The sequence below is a fragment of the Novosphingobium sp. HII-3 genome (genome assembly GCF_002916655.1).
GTDB classification, from domain to species: domain Bacteria; phylum Pseudomonadota; class Alphaproteobacteria; order Sphingomonadales; family Sphingomonadaceae; genus Novosphingobium; species Novosphingobium panipatense.
Window position 1 is genome coordinate 76,538 of record NZ_PPSM01000036.1, and the last position, 20,666, is coordinate 97,203.

The 20,666-nt window shown below is 64.7% G+C and carries 19 protein-coding genes and 1 pseudogene; 10 read left to right on the forward strand and 10 right to left on the reverse strand.

Annotation, left to right across the window (positions count from 1 at the left end; all coding sequences use genetic code 11):
* Window positions 1-4: 4 nt before the first annotated feature.
* Entirely contained in the window at window positions 5-985 is a 981-nt protein-coding gene (miaA, locus tag C2R25_RS13350) for a tRNA (adenosine(37)-N6)-dimethylallyltransferase MiaA (RefSeq protein WP_103729684.1), read from the reverse strand.
* On the opposite strand from miaA, the gene serB reads away from it, so the two are divergent.
* Window positions 978-1,871, forward strand: a complete 894-nt coding sequence (gene serB, locus C2R25_RS13355) for a phosphoserine phosphatase SerB (protein ID WP_103729867.1) — start codon at window positions 978-980, stop codon at window positions 1,869-1,871. The genes miaA and serB overlap by 8 nt on opposite strands.
* Before the next feature lie 59 nt (window positions 1,872-1,930).
* On the opposite strand, the pseudogene C2R25_RS13360 reads toward serB, so the two are convergent.
* Window positions 1,931-2,391, reverse strand: a pseudogene (locus tag C2R25_RS13360) (GreA/GreB family elongation factor).
* The gene (locus C2R25_RS13365) at window positions 2,388-4,283 is read right to left on the reverse strand and encodes an ABC-F family ATP-binding cassette domain-containing protein (RefSeq protein WP_103729685.1); all 1,896 of its coding nucleotides are present in this window, start codon (window positions 4,281-4,283) and stop codon (window positions 2,388-2,390) included. The pseudogene C2R25_RS13360 and the gene C2R25_RS13365 overlap by 4 nt, the downstream one beginning before the upstream one ends.
* Before the next feature lie 209 nt (window positions 4,284-4,492).
* On the opposite strand from C2R25_RS13365, the gene C2R25_RS13370 reads away from it, so the two are divergent.
* The 5 genes from C2R25_RS13370 (at window position 4,493) to C2R25_RS13390 (ending at window position 8,742) form a co-directional block, all read left to right on the forward strand.
* On the forward strand, window positions 4,493-4,804 hold the full coding sequence (locus C2R25_RS13370; RefSeq protein WP_103729686.1) for a septum formation initiator family protein: 312 nt from the start codon (window positions 4,493-4,495) through the stop codon (window positions 4,802-4,804).
* Between the two features lie 169 nt (window positions 4,805-4,973).
* Window positions 4,974-6,041, forward strand: a complete 1,068-nt coding sequence (gene pdhA / locus C2R25_RS13375; RefSeq protein WP_103729687.1) for a pyruvate dehydrogenase (acetyl-transferring) E1 component subunit alpha — start codon at window positions 4,974-4,976, stop codon at window positions 6,039-6,041.
* Between the two features lies 1 nt (window position 6,042).
* The gene (locus C2R25_RS13380; protein WP_103729688.1) at window positions 6,043-7,434 is read left to right on the forward strand and encodes a pyruvate dehydrogenase complex E1 component subunit beta; all 1,392 of its coding nucleotides are present in this window, start codon (window positions 6,043-6,045) and stop codon (window positions 7,432-7,434) included.
* Window positions 7,435-7,523: 89 nt separating this feature from the next.
* The gene (locus tag C2R25_RS13385; protein WP_103729689.1) at window positions 7,524-8,219 is read left to right on the forward strand and encodes a hypothetical protein; all 696 of its coding nucleotides are present in this window, start codon (window positions 7,524-7,526) and stop codon (window positions 8,217-8,219) included.
* Window positions 8,220-8,289: 70 nt separating this feature from the next.
* The gene (locus tag C2R25_RS13390) at window positions 8,290-8,742 is read left to right on the forward strand and encodes a hypothetical protein (protein ID WP_103729690.1); all 453 of its coding nucleotides are present in this window, start codon (window positions 8,290-8,292) and stop codon (window positions 8,740-8,742) included.
* Between the two features lie 15 nt (window positions 8,743-8,757).
* Here the strand turns inward: C2R25_RS13390 and trmFO are convergent, their stop codons facing one another.
* Window positions 8,758-10,101 (reverse strand): methylenetetrahydrofolate--tRNA-(uracil(54)-C(5))-methyltransferase (FADH(2)-oxidizing) TrmFO, encoded by a 1,344-nt coding sequence (gene trmFO / locus C2R25_RS13395; protein ID WP_103729691.1) that lies wholly within the window; start codon window positions 10,099-10,101, stop codon window positions 8,758-8,760.
* A gap of 85 nt (window positions 10,102-10,186) precedes the next feature.
* On the opposite strand from trmFO, the gene C2R25_RS13400 reads away from it, so the two are divergent.
* Window positions 10,187-10,840 carry a hypothetical protein gene (locus tag C2R25_RS13400; protein ID WP_103729692.1) on the forward strand — a complete coding sequence of 218 codons (654 nt, stop codon included), beginning with the start codon at window positions 10,187-10,189 and terminating at the stop codon, window positions 10,838-10,840.
* A gap of 475 nt (window positions 10,841-11,315) precedes the next feature.
* Here C2R25_RS13400 and C2R25_RS13405 read toward each other — a convergent pair whose 3' ends face one another.
* Window positions 11,316-11,669: a DUF952 domain-containing protein gene (locus C2R25_RS13405; RefSeq protein WP_103729693.1), complete on the reverse strand. Its 354-nt coding sequence runs from the start codon at window positions 11,667-11,669 to the stop codon at window positions 11,316-11,318.
* Window positions 11,666-14,356 carry a DNA gyrase subunit A gene (gene gyrA, locus C2R25_RS13410; protein ID WP_233204000.1) on the reverse strand — a complete coding sequence of 897 codons (2,691 nt, stop codon included), beginning with the start codon at window positions 14,354-14,356 and terminating at the stop codon, window positions 11,666-11,668. The genes C2R25_RS13405 and gyrA overlap by 4 nt, the downstream gene beginning before the upstream one ends.
* A gap of 404 nt (window positions 14,357-14,760) precedes the next feature.
* On the opposite strand from gyrA, the gene C2R25_RS13415 reads away from it, so the two are divergent.
* The gene (locus C2R25_RS13415; protein ID WP_103729695.1) at window positions 14,761-16,110 is read left to right on the forward strand and encodes a hypothetical protein; all 1,350 of its coding nucleotides are present in this window, start codon (window positions 14,761-14,763) and stop codon (window positions 16,108-16,110) included.
* Between the two features lie 74 nt (window positions 16,111-16,184).
* Here C2R25_RS13415 and C2R25_RS13420 read toward each other — a convergent pair whose 3' ends face one another.
* Entirely contained in the window at window positions 16,185-16,838 is a 654-nt protein-coding gene (locus tag C2R25_RS13420; protein ID WP_103729868.1) for a carbonic anhydrase, read from the reverse strand.
* Window positions 16,839-16,931: 93 nt separating this feature from the next.
* Between C2R25_RS13420 and lipA the strand changes: the two genes are divergently transcribed.
* Window positions 16,932-17,891 carry a lipoyl synthase gene (gene lipA / locus C2R25_RS13425; protein ID WP_103729696.1) on the forward strand — a complete coding sequence of 320 codons (960 nt, stop codon included), beginning with the start codon at window positions 16,932-16,934 and terminating at the stop codon, window positions 17,889-17,891.
* Window positions 17,892-17,894: 3 nt separating this feature from the next.
* The gene (locus C2R25_RS13430) at window positions 17,895-18,341 is read left to right on the forward strand and encodes a type II toxin-antitoxin system RatA family toxin (protein ID WP_103729697.1); all 447 of its coding nucleotides are present in this window, start codon (window positions 17,895-17,897) and stop codon (window positions 18,339-18,341) included.
* A gap of 34 nt (window positions 18,342-18,375) precedes the next feature.
* Here C2R25_RS13430 and C2R25_RS13435 read toward each other — a convergent pair whose 3' ends face one another.
* The 3 genes from C2R25_RS13435 to C2R25_RS13445 are packed head-to-tail and all read right to left on the reverse strand — an operon-like array spanning window position 18,376 to window position 20,628.
* Window positions 18,376-18,879: a CinA family protein gene (locus C2R25_RS13435; RefSeq protein WP_103729869.1), complete on the reverse strand. Its 504-nt coding sequence runs from the start codon at window positions 18,877-18,879 to the stop codon at window positions 18,376-18,378.
* 5 nt (window positions 18,880-18,884) lie between these two features.
* On the reverse strand, window positions 18,885-19,412 hold the full coding sequence (locus tag C2R25_RS13440; protein WP_103729698.1) for a hypothetical protein: 528 nt from the start codon (window positions 19,410-19,412) through the stop codon (window positions 18,885-18,887).
* A 37-nt stretch (window positions 19,413-19,449) separates the two neighbouring features.
* Complete coding sequence (locus tag C2R25_RS13445) at window positions 19,450-20,628, reverse strand: bifunctional 2-C-methyl-D-erythritol 4-phosphate cytidylyltransferase/2-C-methyl-D-erythritol 2,4-cyclodiphosphate synthase (protein WP_103729699.1); 1,179 nt, start codon at window positions 20,626-20,628, stop codon at window positions 19,450-19,452.
* Window positions 20,629-20,666: the final 38 nt, after the last annotated feature.

A 20,666-nucleotide genomic window follows, 5' to 3' on the forward strand; every position in this document is an offset into this window, starting at 1 on the left:
CAGGTCAACACAGAAAACGCAATATAATTGCACTCAGGCCGTTCTCCTTGTAATTTTTAATTTCCTGCCGAGGCCAGCTTTCCGGCGGCTGATGACGAAGCCACGTGAACTGCCGTTTGGCATAATTCCGGGTGGCTTGACTGCCGCGCTGAATTGCACTCTCCAGCGACCATTCGTTACGCAGCACACCGGCGAGTTCGGGCACGCCGATGGCGCGCATGACGGGGAGACCCGGATCCAGGTTACGGGCAAGAAGCGCGGCTACTTCGTCGAGCGCGCCGCGTTCCACCATGCGCTCGAACCGAAGGTTGCAGCGGGCATAGAGGGTCTGTCGTTCAGGAAGCAGGATCACGGGGTGAAGCGCCACTGCGCCTGCGATGCCGCCGGTCATCCGACCTTGCCAGTGGCTCAGGGGCTTGCCCGTCGATCGCACGACCTCGAGCGCACGGCTTATCCTCGCGGTATCAGCGGGCGCGAGGCGGGCGGCACGGTCCGGATCTTCCTTTTGCAGGGCAGCAAAGGCAACGTGGACCGGCAGCGCGCGTACCTCCTCGCGGACATCCGGGGCGATCTCCGGAACCGGTGCTATGCCGTCCAGCAACGTGCGGATGTAGAGACCCGTTCCGCCCGCGAGGATCGGGACGGCGTCTTCGCGGTGGATCTCCGCGATCGTCTTGCTGGCCTCGCGTGCCCAGTCCGCTGCGGAACAACTTTGCGCACCGTCCCAGGCGCCGAAAAGGCGGTGTTCGATGCCGCCCATGTCCGCCTCGCTCGGTCTTGCGCTGAGGATGGTCAGGTCGGAGTAGACCTGGGAACTGTCGGCATTGATGACGACGGCACGCCGCCCCCGTCGCTCCAGCTCCTGCGCCAGCGCCACTGCACAATCGCTCTTGCCGCTGGCGGTCGGCCCTGCGATGAGCGCCAGAGGCGGTCGGTCTCCGGCGGCGATATCGTAGGGCGCATCAAGGGAATTCGCAGTGCTCATAGCGCGGCTGATAGCAGAACCGGACCATCTTTCGACAAAACTCGAAGCCGCAAAGGCGCAGATGGCGCGGGCAGGCGTCCGTATCGCGGACGCCGCCATGCTCGATTTCTGTGGCAGGACGATGCAGATCGACTCGCCCGACGATGACGCTGCGGCCATGCGTGCTGCGATCGACGCGCACTTCAGTCCCAGTGACGGCCTTATCACCATAGACGAACCGGTGGTGCCTCGCGTGTTCATCTCCGACATGGATTCCACCATGATCGGTCAGGAATGCATCGATGAACTCGGGGATTTCGCGGGCCTGAAGGACCGCATAGCCGCCATCACCGAGCGCGCGATGCAGGGCGAACTCGATTTTGCGGAGGCCTTGCGGGAACGCGTCGGTCTTCTTGATGGCCTGTCCACGGGCGCTATCGACGAGTGTCTCACCAGTCGCATCAAGCCCATGCCGGGCGCGAAGGTCCTTGTGGAAACGCTCAAGCAGTTGGGCTGCCGTACCATCCTGGTCACGGGCGGCTTCCACCATTTCGCCGATCCCGTTGGGGAAATGCTGGGCTTCGATCATGTGGTCGGCAATCGCCTCGAGGTCGCGGGGGGCAAGCTCACGGGGGGACTGGCCGGCGACATCGTCGATTCCGCAGTGAAGAAGGCGACGCTTCTTGCTGAGATAACAGCCGCAGAGGAGCGCTGGGGAGAAGGCATCACCAGCCTGGCAACCGGCGATGGCGCAAACGACATCCCGATGCTGGAGGCGGCTACCTATGGCATCGCCTACCGCGCCAAGCCGAAAGCGCGCAATGCCGCGAACGGGTGGATCGATCGCGGTGACCTGACGGATGTGTTGCGCCTGCTGGGCGTCAACGAAAAGGACTGGGTCCGCTGATCGTCTGATGGCGGGGCGGTTCAGGGTGTGCCGCCCCGCCCACTGTCCCCGGGGCGGCGTCAGGCCGGCGTCACGTCCACTATTTCGATCGCGTCCTCGCACCCGCCGAAATCCGTGATGTCACCAGCTTCGCCCCCGAGCAGGGCCCGGGCAAGCGGAGCGGTGAAGGCAAGTCGGTTCCTGGCCGGATCGGCTTCGTCATGGCCGACAATCACAATCTCTCGCGGCTTGCCGTTCAAGGTGAAGCGGACGCGACTGCCGAACTGGACGGTGCTGCCGGTGGCGTCGATTGCAGCTCCGCCGTGGCAAGGCGGTTGCGCCAGTAGCGAAGGTCTCGCCGTGCCGCAGCCAGTGTTGTTTCATCCGAGATGGTTGCAATCCGGGCGTCCAACGCTTCGATCCTCTCCTCTATGAGGGTCATCCCGGCTGCCGTGACGAGGTTTGGCCCGGGTGGGCTCGGCACCTCGAACTTGGGCTCGAGATGCTCCTCATCCCCGTCCCTGCGGAAGGCGACGCTCATTTCGCGGAAACGCTCTGTCCGCGCCCCATGAGAGCCTCGAGTTCTTCGTGGACCTCCAGCCAATCCGTTTCGGCCTGCTCAAGCGCTGTGGACGCCGTGTCATGCCGCCTGCCAAGCTCGCCGAGGTTCAGTCCCTTGAACTCACCCTTCGCCGCAGCCGGATCGGACAGGGCCTCGACTAGAGCGTCCACCTGCATCTGCAGGCGCTTCATGCGCGTCTCCGCTTCGGTCACCCGCTTGCGCAGCGCCTTGAGCTCCTCGCGTGCGATGGCGCCGGACTTTTTCGCCGGGGCGCTTCCCGAGCGGGCGGATGCGTCGGGCTTCGGCTGGTTGCGGCCGAGCACGAAGTCGATGTAATCTTCCATTGAGCCGTCGTAGTTTGTCGCCGTGCCGCTATCGACCAGCACCAGGCGGTCGGCGACCAGTTCGACCATGTGGCGGTCATGGCTCACGAGAATGACAGCGCCCTCGAAATCGTTGAGCGCCTGGACCAGCGCCTCGCGGGCATCCACGTCGAGGTGATTGGTCGGCTCGTCCAGGATGAGCATGTGCGGGGCATCACGTGTCACCAGCGCAAGGGCCAGCCTCGCGCGTTCGCCGCCGGACAGCGTGCGGGTCTCCGCCGTCGCCCTGTCTCCGGAAAAGCCGAAGCGGCCGAGCTGACCGCGCACCGCCAGCGGGGTTTTGCCCTCCATGGCGCGGGTCATCAGCTCCAGCGGCGTGGAGTTGGAAGGCAGTTCCTCGACCTGATATTGCGTGAAGTACCCGATGCGGGTCTTGGGGGAGAAGTTGATCGCGCCTTCCATCGGTTCCAACTGACGGGCGAGCAGGCGGGCAAGGGTGGTTTTGCCATTGCCGTTGCGTCCAAGCAGCGCGATCCGATCCTCCGGATCTATCCGCAGGTTCAGGCGCCGCAGGATCGGTTTTTCCGCTTCGTATCCTACCGCAGCGAGGTCGAGGGTGATGAGCGGCGGGCGCAGTTCGTCCGGGCTCGGGAAGTTGAAGCTGAGCGAGCTGTCTTCGGCCATGGCCGCGATGGGCTGCATCTTGGCCAACATCTTCGCGCGTGACTGGGCCTGTTTGGCCGTGGATGCGCGCGCGGAGTTGCGGGCAACGTACTCGGCCAGCTTCTTCTTCTGCGCTTCCTGGTTTGCGCGAGCTGCCGCAGCCTGTGCCGCCCGTTCCGCGCGGATCCGCTCGAAGCTGTCGTAGTTGCCGGGGTACAGTGTAAGCCGCCCAACCTGAAGGTGAAGGATATGATCCACGACGGTATTCAGCAGATCGCGCTCGTGGCTGATGACCAGGAGCGTCTTGGGGTAGCCTTTGAGGAAATTTTCCAGCCAGAGCGTCGCTTCGAGGTCCAGGTGGTTCGAAGGCTCGTCCAACAGCATGACGTCGGGCTCGGAGAACAGCAGCGCCGCGAGAGCGACGCGCATCTTCCAGCCTCCGGAGAAGCTGTCCAGCGCGCGGCCTTGCATCTCCTCGTCGAATCCGAGCCCTACGAGGATGCGCGCGGCCCGGGCCGGTGCGGTATAGGCATCGATGGCGATGAGGCGGTCGTGAACGTCGCCCAGGCGGTTCGGGTCCGTGCAGGTCTCTGCCTCGGCCAGGAGCGCCGTGCGTTCGGTGTCTGCTTCCAGCACCGCCTGGAACGGGGTCCGCGTACCGCTGGGCGCTTCCTGGGCGATGTAGCCGAGGCGAGCGCGGCGAGGCATATCCACCGATCCGCCATCCGGTTCAAGCTCGCCGATAATCGTCTTCACCAGCGTCGACTTGCCGGCGCCGTTCCGGCCGATCAGGCCAATCTTGCCGTTCTGCGGCAGCGTGGCGGAGGCGCCGTCAAGGATCGTGCGGCCGCCGAGGCGCACAGTGATATCGCGGATGGTCAACATGCCGCGCGCCTAGCAGGGTCGGCGCAAAAGCGGAACCGGGATGCGCATCTCCCGGTGACGGCAGCGATGAACCGAATGAGCCGTCATTCTTATCAACATTAAAACTTTGAGACGACGCCTCTGGCCATCGGAGTTCGCCTGTCGCAAAACGGACGAATCCTTTATTGAACGGGCTTGCAACCCCGAATCACATGTGATTCAAGAGGCTGATGCGGCACGTGCGACAGGACACCAACATTGCCAAGGAGCGACTGGTGCAGGGCCTTGCCCTCGCGCTGCTTCTGCTCATGGTCTTGTGGTGCGTGGCCGGTCCCAGTGGGCTCCTCGCCTGGGGTGAAAACCAGCGGCTGCTCGAGCAGCGTGAGAAGCAGCTTGTCGATCTCAAGCTGTCGAGGGACCATCTCAAAAACAGAGTTGCGCTCCTGAACCCGGAACGGATGGATCCGGACCTGGCGGGCGAACTGGTCCGCAGCCAGCTCAATGTCGTGCATCCTGACGAGATGGTGATGCAACTTCCCTGAGCGGTTCTGCGTTCTCTTCAGATGGAGAGGCGCGTGATGCTGAAATCTGCAAGTCAGGTTGCAAAAAAGGCCACGTTCGCGGGCTAATTTCAAGCCTCTGCGCTTTCGCTTTTCGGGCGTCCTTCCTATACCGCCGTTCAACAATCGCACCAACGATGGGGAGCACCCGTTGCCGAAAGCAAAGAACACGGCGGCCGAAACGGCTACCGAAAAAGAGGATTTCGCGCTCCACAGCCTTCAGGAAGCCTTGGACGCGGACAAGCGCTACAAGCCTTCCAAGGAAGAGCTGCTTCGCTTCTATGAGCAGATGCTGCTCATTCGCCGCTTCGAGGAAAAGGCCGGCCAATTGTATGGTCTGGGTTTGATCGGCGGCTTCTGCCACCTCTACATCGGCCAGGAAGCCGTGGCCGTGGGGCTGCAGTCCGCTCTCGACGGGAGCAAGGATTCGGTCATCACCGGCTACCGCGATCATGGCCACATGCTCGCCTACGGCATCGATCCCAAGGTCATCATGGCCGAGCTTACCGGTCGTGAAGCCGGTATCTCGAAGGGCAAGGGCGGCTCGATGCATATGTTCTCCGTGGAGCACCGCTTCTACGGCGGCCACGGCATCGTTGGCGCGCAGGTTTCGCTCGGCGCGGGTCTGGCATTTGCTCACAAGTACCGTGAGGACGGCGGCGTCGCGATGGCCTACTTCGGTGACGGCGCGGCCAACCAGGGCCAGGTCTACGAGAGCTTCAACATGGCGGCTCTCTGGAAGCTGCCGATCATCTTTGTGATCGAAAACAATGGCTACGCCATGGGCACCGCCGTAAAGCGCGGCTCGGCCGAGACGCACTTTCATCGGCGCGGCACCGCCTTCCGCATCCCCGGCATGTCGGTGGATGGCATGGACGTGCTCGAAGTGCGCAAGTCGGCCGAGATCGCGTTGGAATACGTGCGCGCAGGCAATGGTCCGGTCCTGATGGAGCTCAACACGTACCGCTATCGCGGGCACTCGATGTCGGATCCCGCCAAGTACCGCAGCCGCGAGGAAGTGCAGGGCGTACGGGAAAAGCGTGATCCGATCGACCATGCCAAAAACGAACTGATCGCAATGGGCGTGACCGAAGAAAGCCTTAAGGAACTCGACAAGCGCGTGCGCGCCCAAGTAGCCGAATCTGCGGACTTCGCTGAAAACTCGCCTGAGCCCACGCCTTCCGAACTGTATACCGACGTCCTGGTGGAGAGCTACTGAGATGGCGATCGAACTGAAGATGCCCGCTCTCTCCCCGACCATGGAAGAGGGCAAGCTGGCCAAGTGGCTGGTTAAGGAGGGGGACGAGGTCACCTCCGGTGATATCCTGGCCGAGATCGAGACCGACAAGGCGACGATGGAATTCGAGGCCGTCGATGAAGGCACGATTGGCAAGCTCCTTGTTGCCGAAGGCACCGAGGGCGTGAAGGTCGGGACCGTGATCGCGGTGCTGGCGGGCGAGGGCGAAGACGCCTCTGCCATCGAAGCACCCAAGGCCGAAGCGAAGCTCGACGAACAGCCGGCTTCGGGCGAAAAGCCCGCCGAGGACAAAAAGCCTGCCGAGAGCGGCACCGCTAACCTGCACTCCGACATCAAGACCGCGCGGGATCCTGAACTGCCGCACGGCACCAACATGAAGACCTCGACTGTCCGCGAAGCGCTGCGCGACGCCATGGCCGAGGAGATGCGCCGTGATAGCCGCGTCTTCGTGATGGGCGAGGAAGTGGCCGAATACCAGGGCGCCTACAAGGTGACCCAGGGCCTGCTGGAGGAGTTCGGTCCGACCCGTGTCATCGACACCCCGATCACCGAGTACGGCTTCGCCGGCATCGGCACGGGCGCGGCGATGGGGGGCCTACGCCCTATCGTCGAGTTCATGACATTCAACTTCGCCATGCAGGCGATCGACCACATCATCAACTCGGCGGCGAAGACGAACTACATGTCCGGCGGCCAGATGCGTTGTCCGGTCGTGTTCCGCGGACCGAACGGTGCGGCATCGCGCGTCGGCGCGCAGCACTCGCAGAACTATGGTCCGTGGTACGCGAACGTCCCCGGCCTGGTCGTCATCGCTCCCTATGACGCGTCGGATGCGAAGGGCCTGCTGAAGGCGGCCATCCGTTCGGAAGACCCGGTCGTCTTCCTCGAGAATGAGCTGGTCTACGGCCGCTCGTTCGAGCTGCCCGAGCTTGACGATCATGTCCTGCCGATCGGCAAGGCCCGCATCATGCGCGAAGGCAAGGACGTGACCATCGTGTCCTACTCGATCGGCGTCGGCCTTGCCCTGGAAGCCGCCGAGGCCCTGGCTGCCGAAGGCATCGAGGCGGAAGTCATCGACCTTCGTACCCTGCGCCCGCTGGACAAGGAGACGGTTCTGGCGAGCCTCGCCAAGACGAACCGTCTCGTCGTGGCTGAAGAAGGCTTCCCGGTCTGCTCAATCGCATCGGAGATCTCCGCGATTTGCATGGAAGAAGGCTTCGACAGCCTCGATGCGCCGGTCGTGCGCGTTTGCAACGAAGACGTGCCGCTGCCCTATGCTGCAAACCTCGAAAAGATGGCGATCATCGACGCCGACCGCATCGTTGCGGCGGTGAAGAAGGTCACTTACCGATAAGAGCCTTGGGGGCGGTGGTGCAAGCCGCCGCCCCTTCGCTTTCGATCTTCGCCGTTTGCATGACGGCGATGCTGCTTTAGGGAGGCGGCGTGACTGACTCCCCATCTCCTGAAATCCTCGCGTCCAATCACGACATCCTCGTCCAGTCGCTGCCGACGGTTTCGCGCCTCGCGCTGGTCTACGCCCCTCACAACGCGCGCGAGCAGACGCTGGCGCTCCTCGCCCTTGATGCGCGCCTGGCGCACCTGCTACGCCGTTCGCGTGAGCCTATGATGGCGCAGTTGCGCCTCGCATGGTGGCGTGAATCTCTTGGTCAACCTGCCGAGCAGTGGCCGCAGGGCGAGCCTCTTCTCGCGCTACTCAAGAGTTGGAACGGTCATCACGGCGGGCTTTCGGCACTGGTGGACGGCTGGGAGAATATGACCGGGCCGGCGCCCCTGCCGCGCACTGCGCTCGAGGCCATGGCGCAAGGCCGGGGCGAAGCCTTCGCCGCCCTCGCGGATGCGCTTGGGCGGAGCAGTGAACGGGATGCGGCGCTGGTACTGGGCCGCGCCTGGGCGCTGAACGATCTGGCCATGCGCCTTGGTCACGGCGCCGAGCGGGAAACGGTGCTTGAACTGGTGAGAGCATACCCCGCGTCCGGCGTGCGCGTCTCGCGCGCCCTGCGCCCGCTGATGGTGCTGCAGGGCCTTGCCGCCCGCAGGCTTGCCAAAGGCGATGAAACGGGAGCGACGTCTCCGGCCGCCCTGCTGAAGGCGATGCGGCTCGGCCTGCTGGGCTTCTGATTGCAGGGATGTAATTTCCTTCTGGGGGCGGGGCGGGGTTAGAGCGGCGGGATCATTGAGGGGTCCCGTAATGAACCGCTTTCTGCTTGGCGGCATCGCCGTTTTCGTGCTGCTCGGCATCGGCCTGTTCTGGTGGCAAGGTCATGCCCAGGTCGAATCAGCGGCTCCCAAGGCGCAGCCGGTGCCTCCGGCCCCGGCCCCGCTGCCCAGCGCCGATGCGGGCGAGGCGGTCGGTCCCGAACTGCCTGAGGCGACCGAACTCAGCCGGGAACAGCGAAGGTTTGGCCGCTACGACCGGGACCGGGACAGGCGTGTATCCCGCAACGAAATGCTTTCGACCCGTTCGGAAGCCTTCCGCAAGCTCGACAAGGACGGCAACAACCTGCTGACGTTCGAGGAATGGGCGGTCGCCACCGTCGACAAGTTCGAAAGTGCGGACGCGGATCGCGACAGCTATCTCACGCCCGCCGAGTTCCGGAAGACAGCGCCGTCGCCCAAGCCCAAGCCGAAATGCTCCTGCTGAGGGGACGGCCTGCCGTCAGACTGCGATGCCGCCCAGCCAGGGTGCGATGTCTTCCTTGGCGCGCGCCGTGTAGGCTTCCTTGCGCTGCTTCTTCTTCACGTCGTGCAACGGGGGAAAGAGGCCGAAGTTGACGTTCATGGGCTGGTAGGTTTCCGCATCCGCATCGCCGGTGATGTGGGAGAGCAGGGCGCCCAGCGCGGTGGTGCGGGGCGGGGCCTGCCAGTCGTGACCCGCCAGTTCGGAAGCGGCCATCAACCCGGAAAGGAGGCCCACCGCCGCGCTTTCGACATAGCCTTCGCAGCCCGTGATCTGCCCGGCGAAGCGCACATGTGGCGCGCTCTTCAGGCGGAGCGTGCGGTCGAGCAGGACGGGCGAGTTGATGAAGGTGTTGCGGTGAAGGCCGCCGAGCCGCGCGAACTCCGCGTTCTCGAGCCCCGGGATCGTGCGGAAGAGGCGGACCTGTTCGGCGTGCTTCAGCTTGGTCTGGAAGCCGACCATGTTCCAGATCGTGCCGAGCTTGTTGTCCTGCCGAAGCTGAACGACGGCGTAGGGCCAGCGGCCGTTCGGATGCTCCGGCGTCGCCCAGTGCGGGTTGTCCAGGCCCACCGGCTTCATCGGCCCGAAGCGCAGCGTCTCTACGCCGCGCTCTGCCATGACTTCGATGGGCATGCAGCCGTCGAAGTAAGGCGTATCGGCTTCCCACTCTTTGAAAGCCGTCTTTTCGCCCGCGATCAGCCCGGCGTGGAACGCGAGGTACTGCTCCTTGGTCATCGGGCAGTTGATGTAGTCCCTCGTCTCACCCTTGTCCCAGCGCGAAGCCATCCAGCACACGTCCATATCGATCGTGTCGCGGTAAACGATAGGTGCGATGGCATCGAAGAAGGCGAGGCTGTCTGCGCCCGTCGCGCGGCCGATCGATCCGGCGAGCGCCTCGGCGGTCAGCGGGCCGGTGGCGACGATGACGGGCCCGCCCTCCGGAATCGCGTCGATGCGTTCGCGCACGATCTCCAGGTTGGGAAGGCCGGTGAGGCGCGCTTCGACTTCGGCGGAGAAGACGTCGCGGTCCACGGCCAGTGCGGAACCCGCTGGCACCTGTGCCTTTGCCGCAGCGCCCATGATCAGCGAATCGCAGAGGCGCATTTCATGGTGCAGCAGGCCAACGGCGTTCTTCTCGCTGTCGTCGGAGCGGAAGGAGTTGGAGCAGACCAGTTCGGCCAGCCCGTCGCCCTGGTGTGCGGGGCTGCGTTCACCGGTGCCGCGCATTTCCGAAAGGCGGACGCGGAAGCCGCGGCGGGCGAGCTGCCACGCGGCTTCGCTTCCGGCCAGGCCGCCGCCGATGATGTGGATCTGATGGGTCATGGATCAGGCGCCTAGACCTTCTCGCCACGATGGAAAAGGGGCGGCGCACCTGTCATAGCGCTCGGATACACTTTCAGGAGGACCGATGCCCAAGCGCGCGCTGATCGAACGCCGACCCTGGTTGCTGGCAAGCATTCTTCTGGCCGCCGCATGGGCCTGGCTGCAGGACAGCGCCTTGCCGGGACTTTACCTGCTGGTGCTCAATGCGGCGCCGCTGCTCCTCCTCGCCGTCTATGCTGTCTTGCGCCACCGGGGCAATGACACACGATCGCTGGCGGGAATGCTCGCGCTGCAGGGGATCGGCTCGGCGCTGTGGTACTATGCGCCGGTGATCGGGCTCAACGCGCTGCTGGTGGCTTACCTGCTTGGTCTGACGCTGTTCCTGGTTCACCGTCAACCCGTTGTTGACGCGGGCGGGCGTGTTTCAGCGCTGGTGCTGACGCTGGGGACGCCGCTGCTGTGCTACGTCGCGGCGGATCGGGCGGGCGTCCCTTTTCCGCTCTTCCTCGGCTTGGGCCTTGGAGGCATGGCGGCGTCTGCATGGATCAGCACGTTCCCGCGCCAGCGCGTCGGTTTCGGCGCGGCACTGATCGTCGCCGGCGTCATCCTGGAAATCGCCGGGGGAGGTTCTGCGGCGTCAGTACTGAGGCTCGCGGCCTGGCCGCTGTTTTACCTTGGCAACCTTGTCCTGGCCACGGGCGTAACCGGTGAACTGCAGTTGCGCGGCGGCAAGCGATAGGCACGGCAAAACGCCCGCTGGCGAATGCGGGCTTTACGCCTTGGGGGGAAACGCGAGGCAAAACCGGGCCGGCGTCGGGGCGTCCCTGCTGGAACGCGGGGAGGGAGACTGTCGTGCGAACGGCCGGGTAGCAGTCAGGACAGCCCGGCGCGACCCTGTAACGGAGACGGTTCGGACAGGCCGTGCGGGTTCGCAAGACAGGGCTGTGTCCGCTTTCGTGGGAAGCTGCCTTCACGCAGAAGGCTACCGATTGCACGAAAGTTGGGGTGGAGGGGCCGCTGTGCCGCCCGTCCAGTGAACCGCTCCGGGAGGACGCTCGTGGCGTGGTCCACGGCTTTACACCCGCGCACCGCCCACGACGCCGACCCGAGACACCTTGGCGGACGAGGCCCCGTCCGCCGCAGATGGCGAGGTTTGTAACCTAATGGGTTATAGAAGTCAAGATTTCACACCGACAGCAGGATGGCTGCCGCCTTCAGCCGGGAAGCTGCACGTTCCCGCTACGGTCCCGCTCCACGAGAGCATGTGAAAGCACGGCGGAAAGAGGAAGGTCGCCGTAGAGATGCGGGAAGAGCGCGCCACCGCGCGAAACCTCCCACTTAACGCCATCACCAAAGACCGTCAGATCGACGGCAGCGATGCGCAGGTTTTCCTGCCCGGCGAAGTGCTTGTCCAGAGTCGCCTGCACCTGATCGGCGGCCGACATGTGGATGTAGCCATCCGCGAGATCGACCGGCGCGCCCTTGAAGGCTCCGTCGGCGAGCAGTCGCTCGAACTGCTCGCCGGTCAGGATCTTGTACGCGACCGCGGGATGTGCGCCCGTGCTCACGCTTCGCTGTCGCCTTCATCCTTCGCGAGGTCCGCTGCCGGGATCTCGATTTCCGCCGCGACGGCGATGTCCGGAGCGTCGTTCTCGGGCTCCTCGTCGAGGCGCACAGCGCTGACGACATGTTCGTCGGCCGATACGGTGAAGAGGCGCACGCCTGCGGAGCCGCGGCCGATGACACGCAGTGAGTCCAGCGGCAGGCGGATCAGCTTGGCCTGGTCCGTAACCAGCATCAGCTGCTGGGCGCGCGTCGCCGGGAAGCTGGCGACGACAGGGCCGTTGCGGCCGATGTTGTCGATGTTGGTAATGCCCTGGCCTCCGCGTCCGGTGCGGCGATACTCGTAGGCGGAGGATAGCTTGCCGTAGCCGTTGGCGCAGACGGTGAGAATGAACTGCTCGCGTTCCTGCAACTCGGCCATGCGCTCTGCGGACAGAATGGGCTCGCCTTCCTTTTCGCCCTTCCAGGGTGCGAAGCGCAGATACTGCTCGCGCTCCTCGGCGTCGGTGCCGACGCGGTGCAGGATCGAGAGCGAGATGACCTCGTCGTCACCCTTGAGCGTCATGCCGCGAACGCCCGTCGATGTGCGGCTCGTGAATTCACGCACGTCGTCACCGGGGAAGCGGATGGCCTTGCCCTGGCGGGTGGCCAGCAGCACGTCGTCGCTCGGCTCGAGAAGGGCGACGCCGATGAGACGGTCCTCGCTGCCCTCGTCGAAGCGCATGGCGAACTTGCCGTTGCTCGGAATGTTGGCGAAGCTGTCCATCGCGTTGCGGCGCACGTTGCCCTTGGCCGTGGCGAAGACGACGGAAAGCTTGCCCCATTCGGCCTCGTCCTCGGGGAGGGCCAGGACGGTCTGGATCGTCTCGTCCTTGTCCAGTGCGGGCAGGAGGTTGACGATCGGACGGCCGCGCGTGGTGGGGCCGCCTTCCGGGAGCTTGTAGACCTTGAGGCGATAGACCTTGCCTGCGGTCGAGAAGAACAGAACCGGGTTATGCGTGGACGTGACGAACATCGTCGTCACGGCGTCCTCGTCCTTCGTCGCCATGCCGGCGCGGCCCTTGCCGCCGCGGTTCTGGGCGCGGAAGGTGGAGAGCGCGGTGCGCTTGATGTAGCCGTCCATGGTCACGGTGACGACCATGTCCTCGCGCTCGATCAGGTCCTCGTCGTCGATCCCGTCGAAGGCGGCGGTGATCTCGGAGACGCGCGGGGTGGCGTAAGCGTCACGTACCGCCTGAAGTTCCTCGCGCATGACGCCGTAGAGCTTCACGCGGTCGGCCAGGATTGCGAGGTATTCCTCGATTGCGATGGCAAGCTGCTTCAGCTCGTCGCCGATCTCGTCGCGCCCGAGCGCGGTCAGGCGGTGCAGGCGCAGATCGAGGATCGCCTTCACCTGCACTTCGGACAGGCGGTAGATGCCGCCTTCGGCCTCCGCTTCGGGCTCGATCGCCTCGACGAGGCGGATGTACTGCGCGATGTCGCCGATCGGCCATTCCTTCGCGAGCAGCTTGGCACGCGCTTCGGCCGGATTGGGCGACGAACGGATAATCTTCACCACCTCGTCGAGGTTCGATACCGCCACGACGAGGCCGAGCAGGATGTGAGCCCGGTCACGCGCCTTGTTCAGCTCGAACTTGGTGCGGCGGGTGATGACCTGCTCGCGGAACTGGATGAAGTTCTGGAGGATGTCGCGCAGCGACATGATCTCGGGACGGCCGCCCCGGATCGCCAGCATGTTGGCGGCGAAGTTGGACTGGGCGGGGGTGCTGCGCCACAGCTGGTTCAGCACGACCTCGGGCGAAGCGTCGCGCTTCAGGTCGATGACAACGCGCACGCCTTCGCGGTTGGATTCATCGCGGATGTCCGAGACGCCCTCTATCCGCTTGTCCTTGGCGGCCTCTGCGATCTTCTCGACCAAGGCCGACTTGCCGACCTGGAAGGGGATTGAGGTGAGGACGATCGAGCGCGCGTCCCGGCGCGATCCGCGCCCTTCCTCGACGTGGCTGCGGCAGCGCTGGATGATGGAGCCACGGCCGGTCAGCGCCGCATTGCGCGCGCCGGACTGACCGAGGATCAGCGGTGCGGTGGGAAAGTCGGGGCCGGGAATAATCTGGAACAACTCTTCCGAGGTAATCCCGGGGTTGTCCATCATGGCGAAACAGCCGTCGATCACCTCGCCCAGGTTGTGGGGCGGGATGTTCGTCGCCATGCCGACCGCGATACCACCCGCGCCGTTGACCAGCAGGTTCGGGAAGCGCGCCGGCAGGACCGAAGGCTCCTGACGCGAACCGTCGTAGTTGTCGACGAAATCGACGGTATCCTTGTCGAGGTCATCAAGAAGGGAGTTGGCGACACGGGCAAGGCGCGCCTCGGTGTAACGCATCGACGCCGGGGGATCGGGGTCCATCGAGCCGAAGTTGCCCTGACCATCGATGAGCGGGACGCGCATCGACCAGTCCTGCGTCATGCGGGCCAGCGCATCATAGATCGCGCTGTCACCGTGCGGGTGGTAGTTGCCCATGACGTCGCCGACGATCTTCGCGGACTTGCGGTACGGGCGCCCGGCGACGAAGCCGCCTTCCTGGCTGGCGTAGAGGATGCGGCGGTGAACCGGCTTCAGGCCGTCGCGCACGTCGGGCAGCGCGCGGCTCACGATCACGCTCATCGCGTAGTCGAGGTAGCTCGTCTTCATCTCGTCGACGATGTCGACGCGGGTGAATTCGCCATCGGGGCCGATCGGCAGGTTCTGGGTCTCGTCGCTCACGAAGATTGTTTCGCCGTTGTTGCGGGAAGGGGTGGATGAACCGCACTAGGCCAAGCGTACAGGGAAAGCCACCGGAAGCTGTCCCACGCAGGAATGCCAGGCATCGTTTTCCACACATAAGCTGTTCGCGCGCGCGGGAAACCCGTGTGGAACCTGAACGACTGCGACGAACTGAATTCAATGCGCGTTAAGCCGCGTCGCCGTAATCGCGGCGGGAGGTTGCAAAGGGTCTATTTCCCAGCCAAACCCGAGCGCCCCGTTTTTCGATCCTGGGAGGCAGGATGTCCCATGCCCGCAGGATTTTGGTTCTGTCGTTGAGAGGAGTAGCCTTGATGGCTCGCAAGTTCCTTGTTTCCCGTGTCGCTCTTGCCGTCGCCCTGTCGAGCGGCCTGGCGGTCGTGGCTGCCACTCCCGCGGTCGCCGCGAAGAAGGAGAAGGCCGGCGCTACCAATTTCTCGCCCGAGTTCGTGAAGGTTGCCGCTCCGATCCAGAAGGCGATGGCCGACGCCACCGCGAAGATTGCAGGCGGCCAGGCTACCCCGGAGAACCTTGCTGCTGCAAAGCAGGCCTTTGACGCCGGTGTCGGCGGAGATGGCAAGGCCGTCTTCCAGAACGCCGTCGGCACCGCCACCACGCCGGACGACAAGAGCGCGCTCGGCTCGATGATGCGCAACTACGGCATCATTTCGCAGGATCTGGCGCTCAAGCAGCAGGGTAACATGCTGCTTCTGGAAAGCGGCAAGCTGGATGCGGCAGCGGTGGGTTCCACGAACTACGATGCGGGCGTCACCGCGTACCAGATGAAGGACTACCCGAACTCGGCGAAGTACCTGAAGGCGGCGAAGGACGCAGGCTACGTCGACAGCTCGGGCCAGCTCGATCTGGTCCTCGCCGACGCATACAAGCGGTCGAACAATCCCCAGGCCGCGCTGCAGATGGCCAAGGACGACATCGCCGCCGCACAGGCGAAGGGCGCCGCCCCGTCCGAATCCGCGCTGCGCAACGTCCTGCAGCAGACCTACACCGCAAAGCAGCTCGGGCCGTCGACCGAATATGCGGCCATGCTGGCGCAGTACTATCCCGGCGCCTGGAACACTTCCATTTCGGTCGTGCGCCAGCTCGCCTCGCTGCCGCGTGACCAGAACGTCGATCTCATGCGCCTGATGTACGTCACCGGTTCGATGAACGACCGTCGCGATTATCTGGAGTACCTCGAGAACGTCGATCCGCGCGCTTTCCCCGGAGAAGCGTCGAAGATCATGAACGACGGTCTTGCGAAGGGCAAGCTGACCGCGGCGGACGTGCCGGACAAGGCAAACACCGAAAGCCGCGTGGCTGCGGACAAGGCTTCGCTCGCTGCCACCGAGCGCGATGCCAACAAGGCCGGCGCGACGGGTGCCACCGTGGTGGCCGCAGGCGACGTCTTCCTGAGTTACGACCAGCCCGCCAAGGCTGAGACGTTCTACAGCAAGGCGAGCTCGATGGCCGGCGTGGATGCGAACAAGGTCGCTCTTCGTCTGGGCATGTCGCAGGCGCTGCAGGGCAAGTACGCCGCAGCACAGACGAGCCTCGCCAAGGTGAGCGGCACTCGCCAGCCGGTGGCCAAGCTTTGGGATGCCTACGCCAAGGGCAAGGCTTCCCCGGCCGCCGCCGCGCCGACGGCCCCGGCTGCCGCCAACTGATCTTCCGAGATCTCTAAACGAAAAAGGGCGCCGGCAAAACCGGCGCCCTTTTTCGTTCAAGCCCGTCCAGTTGCTCAGACGGCGGGTGCGAACTCACCCGTGCGTTGATCAAGCAGATGCAGCACGCCGTCCGAGATCGCGAAGAAGGCGCCGCGCAGCGTCAGTTCGCCCTTGCCAACCTTCGAGCGGACGCAAGGGAAGGTCATCAGGTTGTCGAGGCTGACCTTGACTGCCGCCTGCTCCATCGCTCGCTCCGCTTCACGCCCGGTCGTGCCGTGCGCGTGGGCTACAGGCTCCCGCGCCTCGTCAAGCATCGCGATCCAGTCCGCGATGAAGCCGCCTTGGCCCGGCTCTGTGCCCTTCAGGTCCTGCGTGAGGGCCGCCTTGCAGCCGCCGCACAAGCCATGGCCCATGACGACGATTTCCTTGACCTTGAGCACCTGCACCGCGAACTCGAGGGCGGCGGAGACGCCGTGGTGCCCCGGTGAAGTCTCGAATGGCGGAACAAGCGCCGCCACGTTGCGCACCACGAAGATAGTGCCCGGATCGACGTCGAAAATCTGGGCCGGATCAACGCGGCTGTCCGAGCAGGCGATCACCATCACCTCCGGCTCCTGTCCTTGGCCGAGCTGTGCCCAGCGTTCACGGTGCGGGGTCCAGCCACTGTCGCGGAAGCGGCGATACCCTTGAAGCAGGTGGTTCAGAACGCGATCTTCGGTGTCGGTCATGGTGAGTTCCATTGCTGCTTTGTAAACGTTGCTATTGCCTTAAGCCGGATATTCGTGCTGGCAAGCCGGCGCGCATGTGACTATCTGGGGCGCATGAACGATCTGTCCACCGCACCCGCCCCTGAAAGCGCGCCGCAGCGGCAGCGCAAGCCTGACTGGATCCGCGTCAAGGCGCCGACCAGCAAGGGCTATGGCGAGACGCGCCAGCTCATGCGCGATCTCAAGCTGAATACGGTGTGCGAGGAAGCGGCCTGCCCCAACATCGGGGAATGCTGGACGAAGAAACACGCGACGGTGATGATCCTGGGCGACACCTGCACCCGGGCCTGCGCCTTCTGCAACGTCAAGACGGGAATGCCGGGTCGAGTCGATCCGATGGAACCTGCCAACGTCGCGGAACTGGCTCTCAAGACCGGGCTCGAGCATATCGTCATCACTTCGGTCGATCGGGATGACCTGCCCGACGGTGGCGCCAGCCAGTTCGTGAAGGTCATCCGCGCCCTGCGCGATGCGACCCCCGCGACCACGATCGAAATCCTTACGCCGGACTTCCGCAACAAGATGCAGCGAGCGGTCGAAGCCATCGTCGAAGCGCGGCCCGACGTTTACAACCACAACCTTGAAACGGTCCCTCGGCTTTACCCGACCATCCGCCCCGGCGCGCGCTATTACGCGTCGCTGCGGCTGCTGGAGGAAGTGAAGCGGCACGATCCCTCGATCTTTACCAAGTCCGGCATCATGCTCGGGCTGGGCGAGGAACGACTGGAGGTCCATCAGGTGATGGACGACATGCGCTGCGCTGATATCGACTTCCTGACGATGGGGCAGTACCTTCGGCCCACGCCCAAGCACGCCGAGGTCAAGGAATTCGTGACGCCGCAGGCGTTCAAGGCTTACGGTGCCATCGCCCGGGCCAAAGGTTTCCTGCAGGTCGCGTCCTCGCCGCTGACCCGGTCCAGCTACCACGCCGGTTCGGACTTCGCGGAAATGAAGGCGGCGCGTGAAGCCCAGCTTGCCCGCACGCAGGCAAGCGTTGCGGTCGTAGGGGCCTGACGCATGCCGGGAATCCACGAAACGCGTCGCCTGCCCTACAGCGCCGAACAGATGTACGACCTCGTCGCTGACGTGGGCCGCTATCAGGAATTCCTGCCCTGGGTCGTCGCCACGCGGGTGAAGTCTGATAGCGAGCACGAGATGATCGCGGACATGCTCGTCGGCTTCAAGGCACTGCGGGAGAAGTTCACCTCTCGCGTGGAGAAGGAACGTCCCCGCCAGATACGGGTGCATTACGTAGATGGACCCATGCGTGATCTGGACAATGTCTGGACGTTCCACCCTGTCAGTGACACGGCCTGCGAGATCGAGTTCGACGTGAAGTTCACGTTTCGTAACCCGCTTTTCGAGAAGCTGGCTGGTCAGTACTTCGACAAGGCTTTCCGCAAGATGGTGGCTGCGTTCGAGACCCGCGCGGCCGAGCTTTACGGCGTCGCCCAGGCGGGGTGATGCTGCGCGTCCCGGCTTTGGCCGGGCACGCATGTCAGGGAAGCAGCAGCTCCAGCGCGACGATCGTCGCCTGGTGGCGGATTTCACCGCGGCTGCGGCCATCCAGCTGCTTCTGTTCCGCGTTCACCTCTTCGACTCCGCGCTGTGCGCAGGCGAACACAACCGTCCCCACCGGCTTCATCTCGCTTCCACCACCCGGCCCGGCTATCCCGCTGATGGCCACGGCCACGTCCGCGCGGCTGCGTGAGATCGCCCCCTGCGCCATGGCCCACGCCGTAGCCGGAGAGACCGCGCCGAAGGAATCGATGATGTCGGGATGAACGCCAAGCATCTCCTGTTTGGCCTCGTTGGAATAGGTCACGAACCCGCGATCGAGGACGGCCGAGGAGCCGGGGATCTCCGTCAGGGCGGCGCAGACCAGTCCTCCGGTGCAACTTTCGGCAATGGCGACCATTCGGCCGATTGCAGCGTTCTTTTCCACCACGCGGCGAGCGAGTTCGAGGAGGTCTGCCGGGAAAACGGGGCTGGGCTCGCTCATGATCGTCAATCCTTGCAAAGCGAAACGCTGCCGGCCCGGGCATTGGCGTCGCGCGCCATATCCAGCGTTAGGGCGATCAGGCCGGCCGTGTTTTCCGGAGGAAGCGGTGAAAGCAGATCAATGGCGAGATCCAGCTGCTTGCAGGACCGCGTGGCGATGCGCTGCGACACGAAGCCTTCGACGAACACATCCGCCATCTGACGCAGGCTCTCGTCAGGCAGGCTTGCGAACATTTTCGCCGAACCGGCGTCTTGCGCGTTAACGGCCTTCATGAAGGCGGGCTTGGCCTTGAGCCAGTGGCGGTCCTTCTGCCCGGCGTAACGGCTTACCAGCTCTGCGCTGCGTGTGCGCAGGAACGCGTTCGCGGGCAGGGACGGCGCGCAACGCTTGGCCGTTGCGCTGATCGCCTGAGGCAGGGCGTAGGTGATCAGTGAGGTCGCCTCCGCCTTGGTGATGCAGACGGACTGCGCGGCCAGGGCGGTGCAGGGCGCAATCGCGGCAAGCAGGGCCAGGGTTCGCGGAATGAAGCGCATTGAAACTATCCTCGTAAACTTTGAAGCCGGAGGCAACCTACAACAGCGCGAGGCTGACCACGGCCTGAGCGGCAATTCCTTCGCGGCGCCCTGTAAAGCCGAGCTTCTCCGTCGTGGTCGCCTTCACGCTGATCGCGCTCGCATCGACGCCGAGAATTTGCGCGAGCCGTGCGCGCATGGCCTCCCGGTGAGGACCGATCTTTGGAGCCTCGCAGATGATCGTCACGTCCGCATTGCCGAGGGCGTACCCCGCCTCCGCCACAAGTCCGGCGGCGTGCGCAAGGAAGCGGTCTGAGGCGGCGCCTTTCCACTGTTCGTCACTGGGGGGGAAATGCTGGCCGATGTCGCCCGCGCCGATCGCGCCCAGCAAGGCGTCGACAAGCGCATGGATGGCGACGTCGGCGTCGCTGTGTCCCGCAAGACCGTGCGTATGCTCTACGCGAACGCCGCAGAGCCACAGCTCCTCGCCTTCCTCGAGCCGGTGGACGTCATAGCCGTTACCCACCCGTACCGCCGCGCGGGCCGGGGCAAAATCGGAGGCGTAGGTAAGCTTGTGCAAGATCTCGTCTCCTTCGACCAGCGCCACTTTCATGCCCCATGCCTGTGCCACCTGAGCGTCGTCCCCAGCCGTGGGCGCATCGTCCCAGGCGCGATGGGCGGCGAGAATGTCGGAAAAATGAAAGGCCTGGGGTGTCTGCACCCGTCGCAGCTCCTCCCGCCGCGCCGGTGCGCCCATCATGTCCCCGGCCGCATGGGTGAGGCTGTCGCTCACGGGCAGGACGGGAATTGCGCCCGTGTGAGTGTCCAGAGCCGTCTGGAGCCTTTCGACGACCTCTGCCGGAAGAAGGGGCCGGGCGGCATCGTGGATCAGCACGCGGTCGGGCTTTTCCCGCGCAATCGCTTCCAGGCCGAGCCGCACCGACTCCTGGCGGGTTGCCCCGCCGATGGCGAAATCCACGTCCGTCAGACCGGACAGAGCCGCGCGAACCACCGCCTCGGCATTCTGCGGGATCATGACCAGCACCGGCGCGCATCCGGCAGCCAGCAGTGCCTCTACCGAGTGGCGTACCACCGGCTTCCCGCGCCAATTGACGAACTGCTTGGGCATGGGCTGCCCGGCGCGAAGCCCCTGGCCCGCGGCGACCACCAGGGCGGCGGTGCGAACGCCCGGCCGATTCGGGCTGTGTTTGCGACCTGCGGAGACAATCTGCGACATCGTCGAGGCGGGTAATCCCTTGCCGAGCCGAGGGCAAT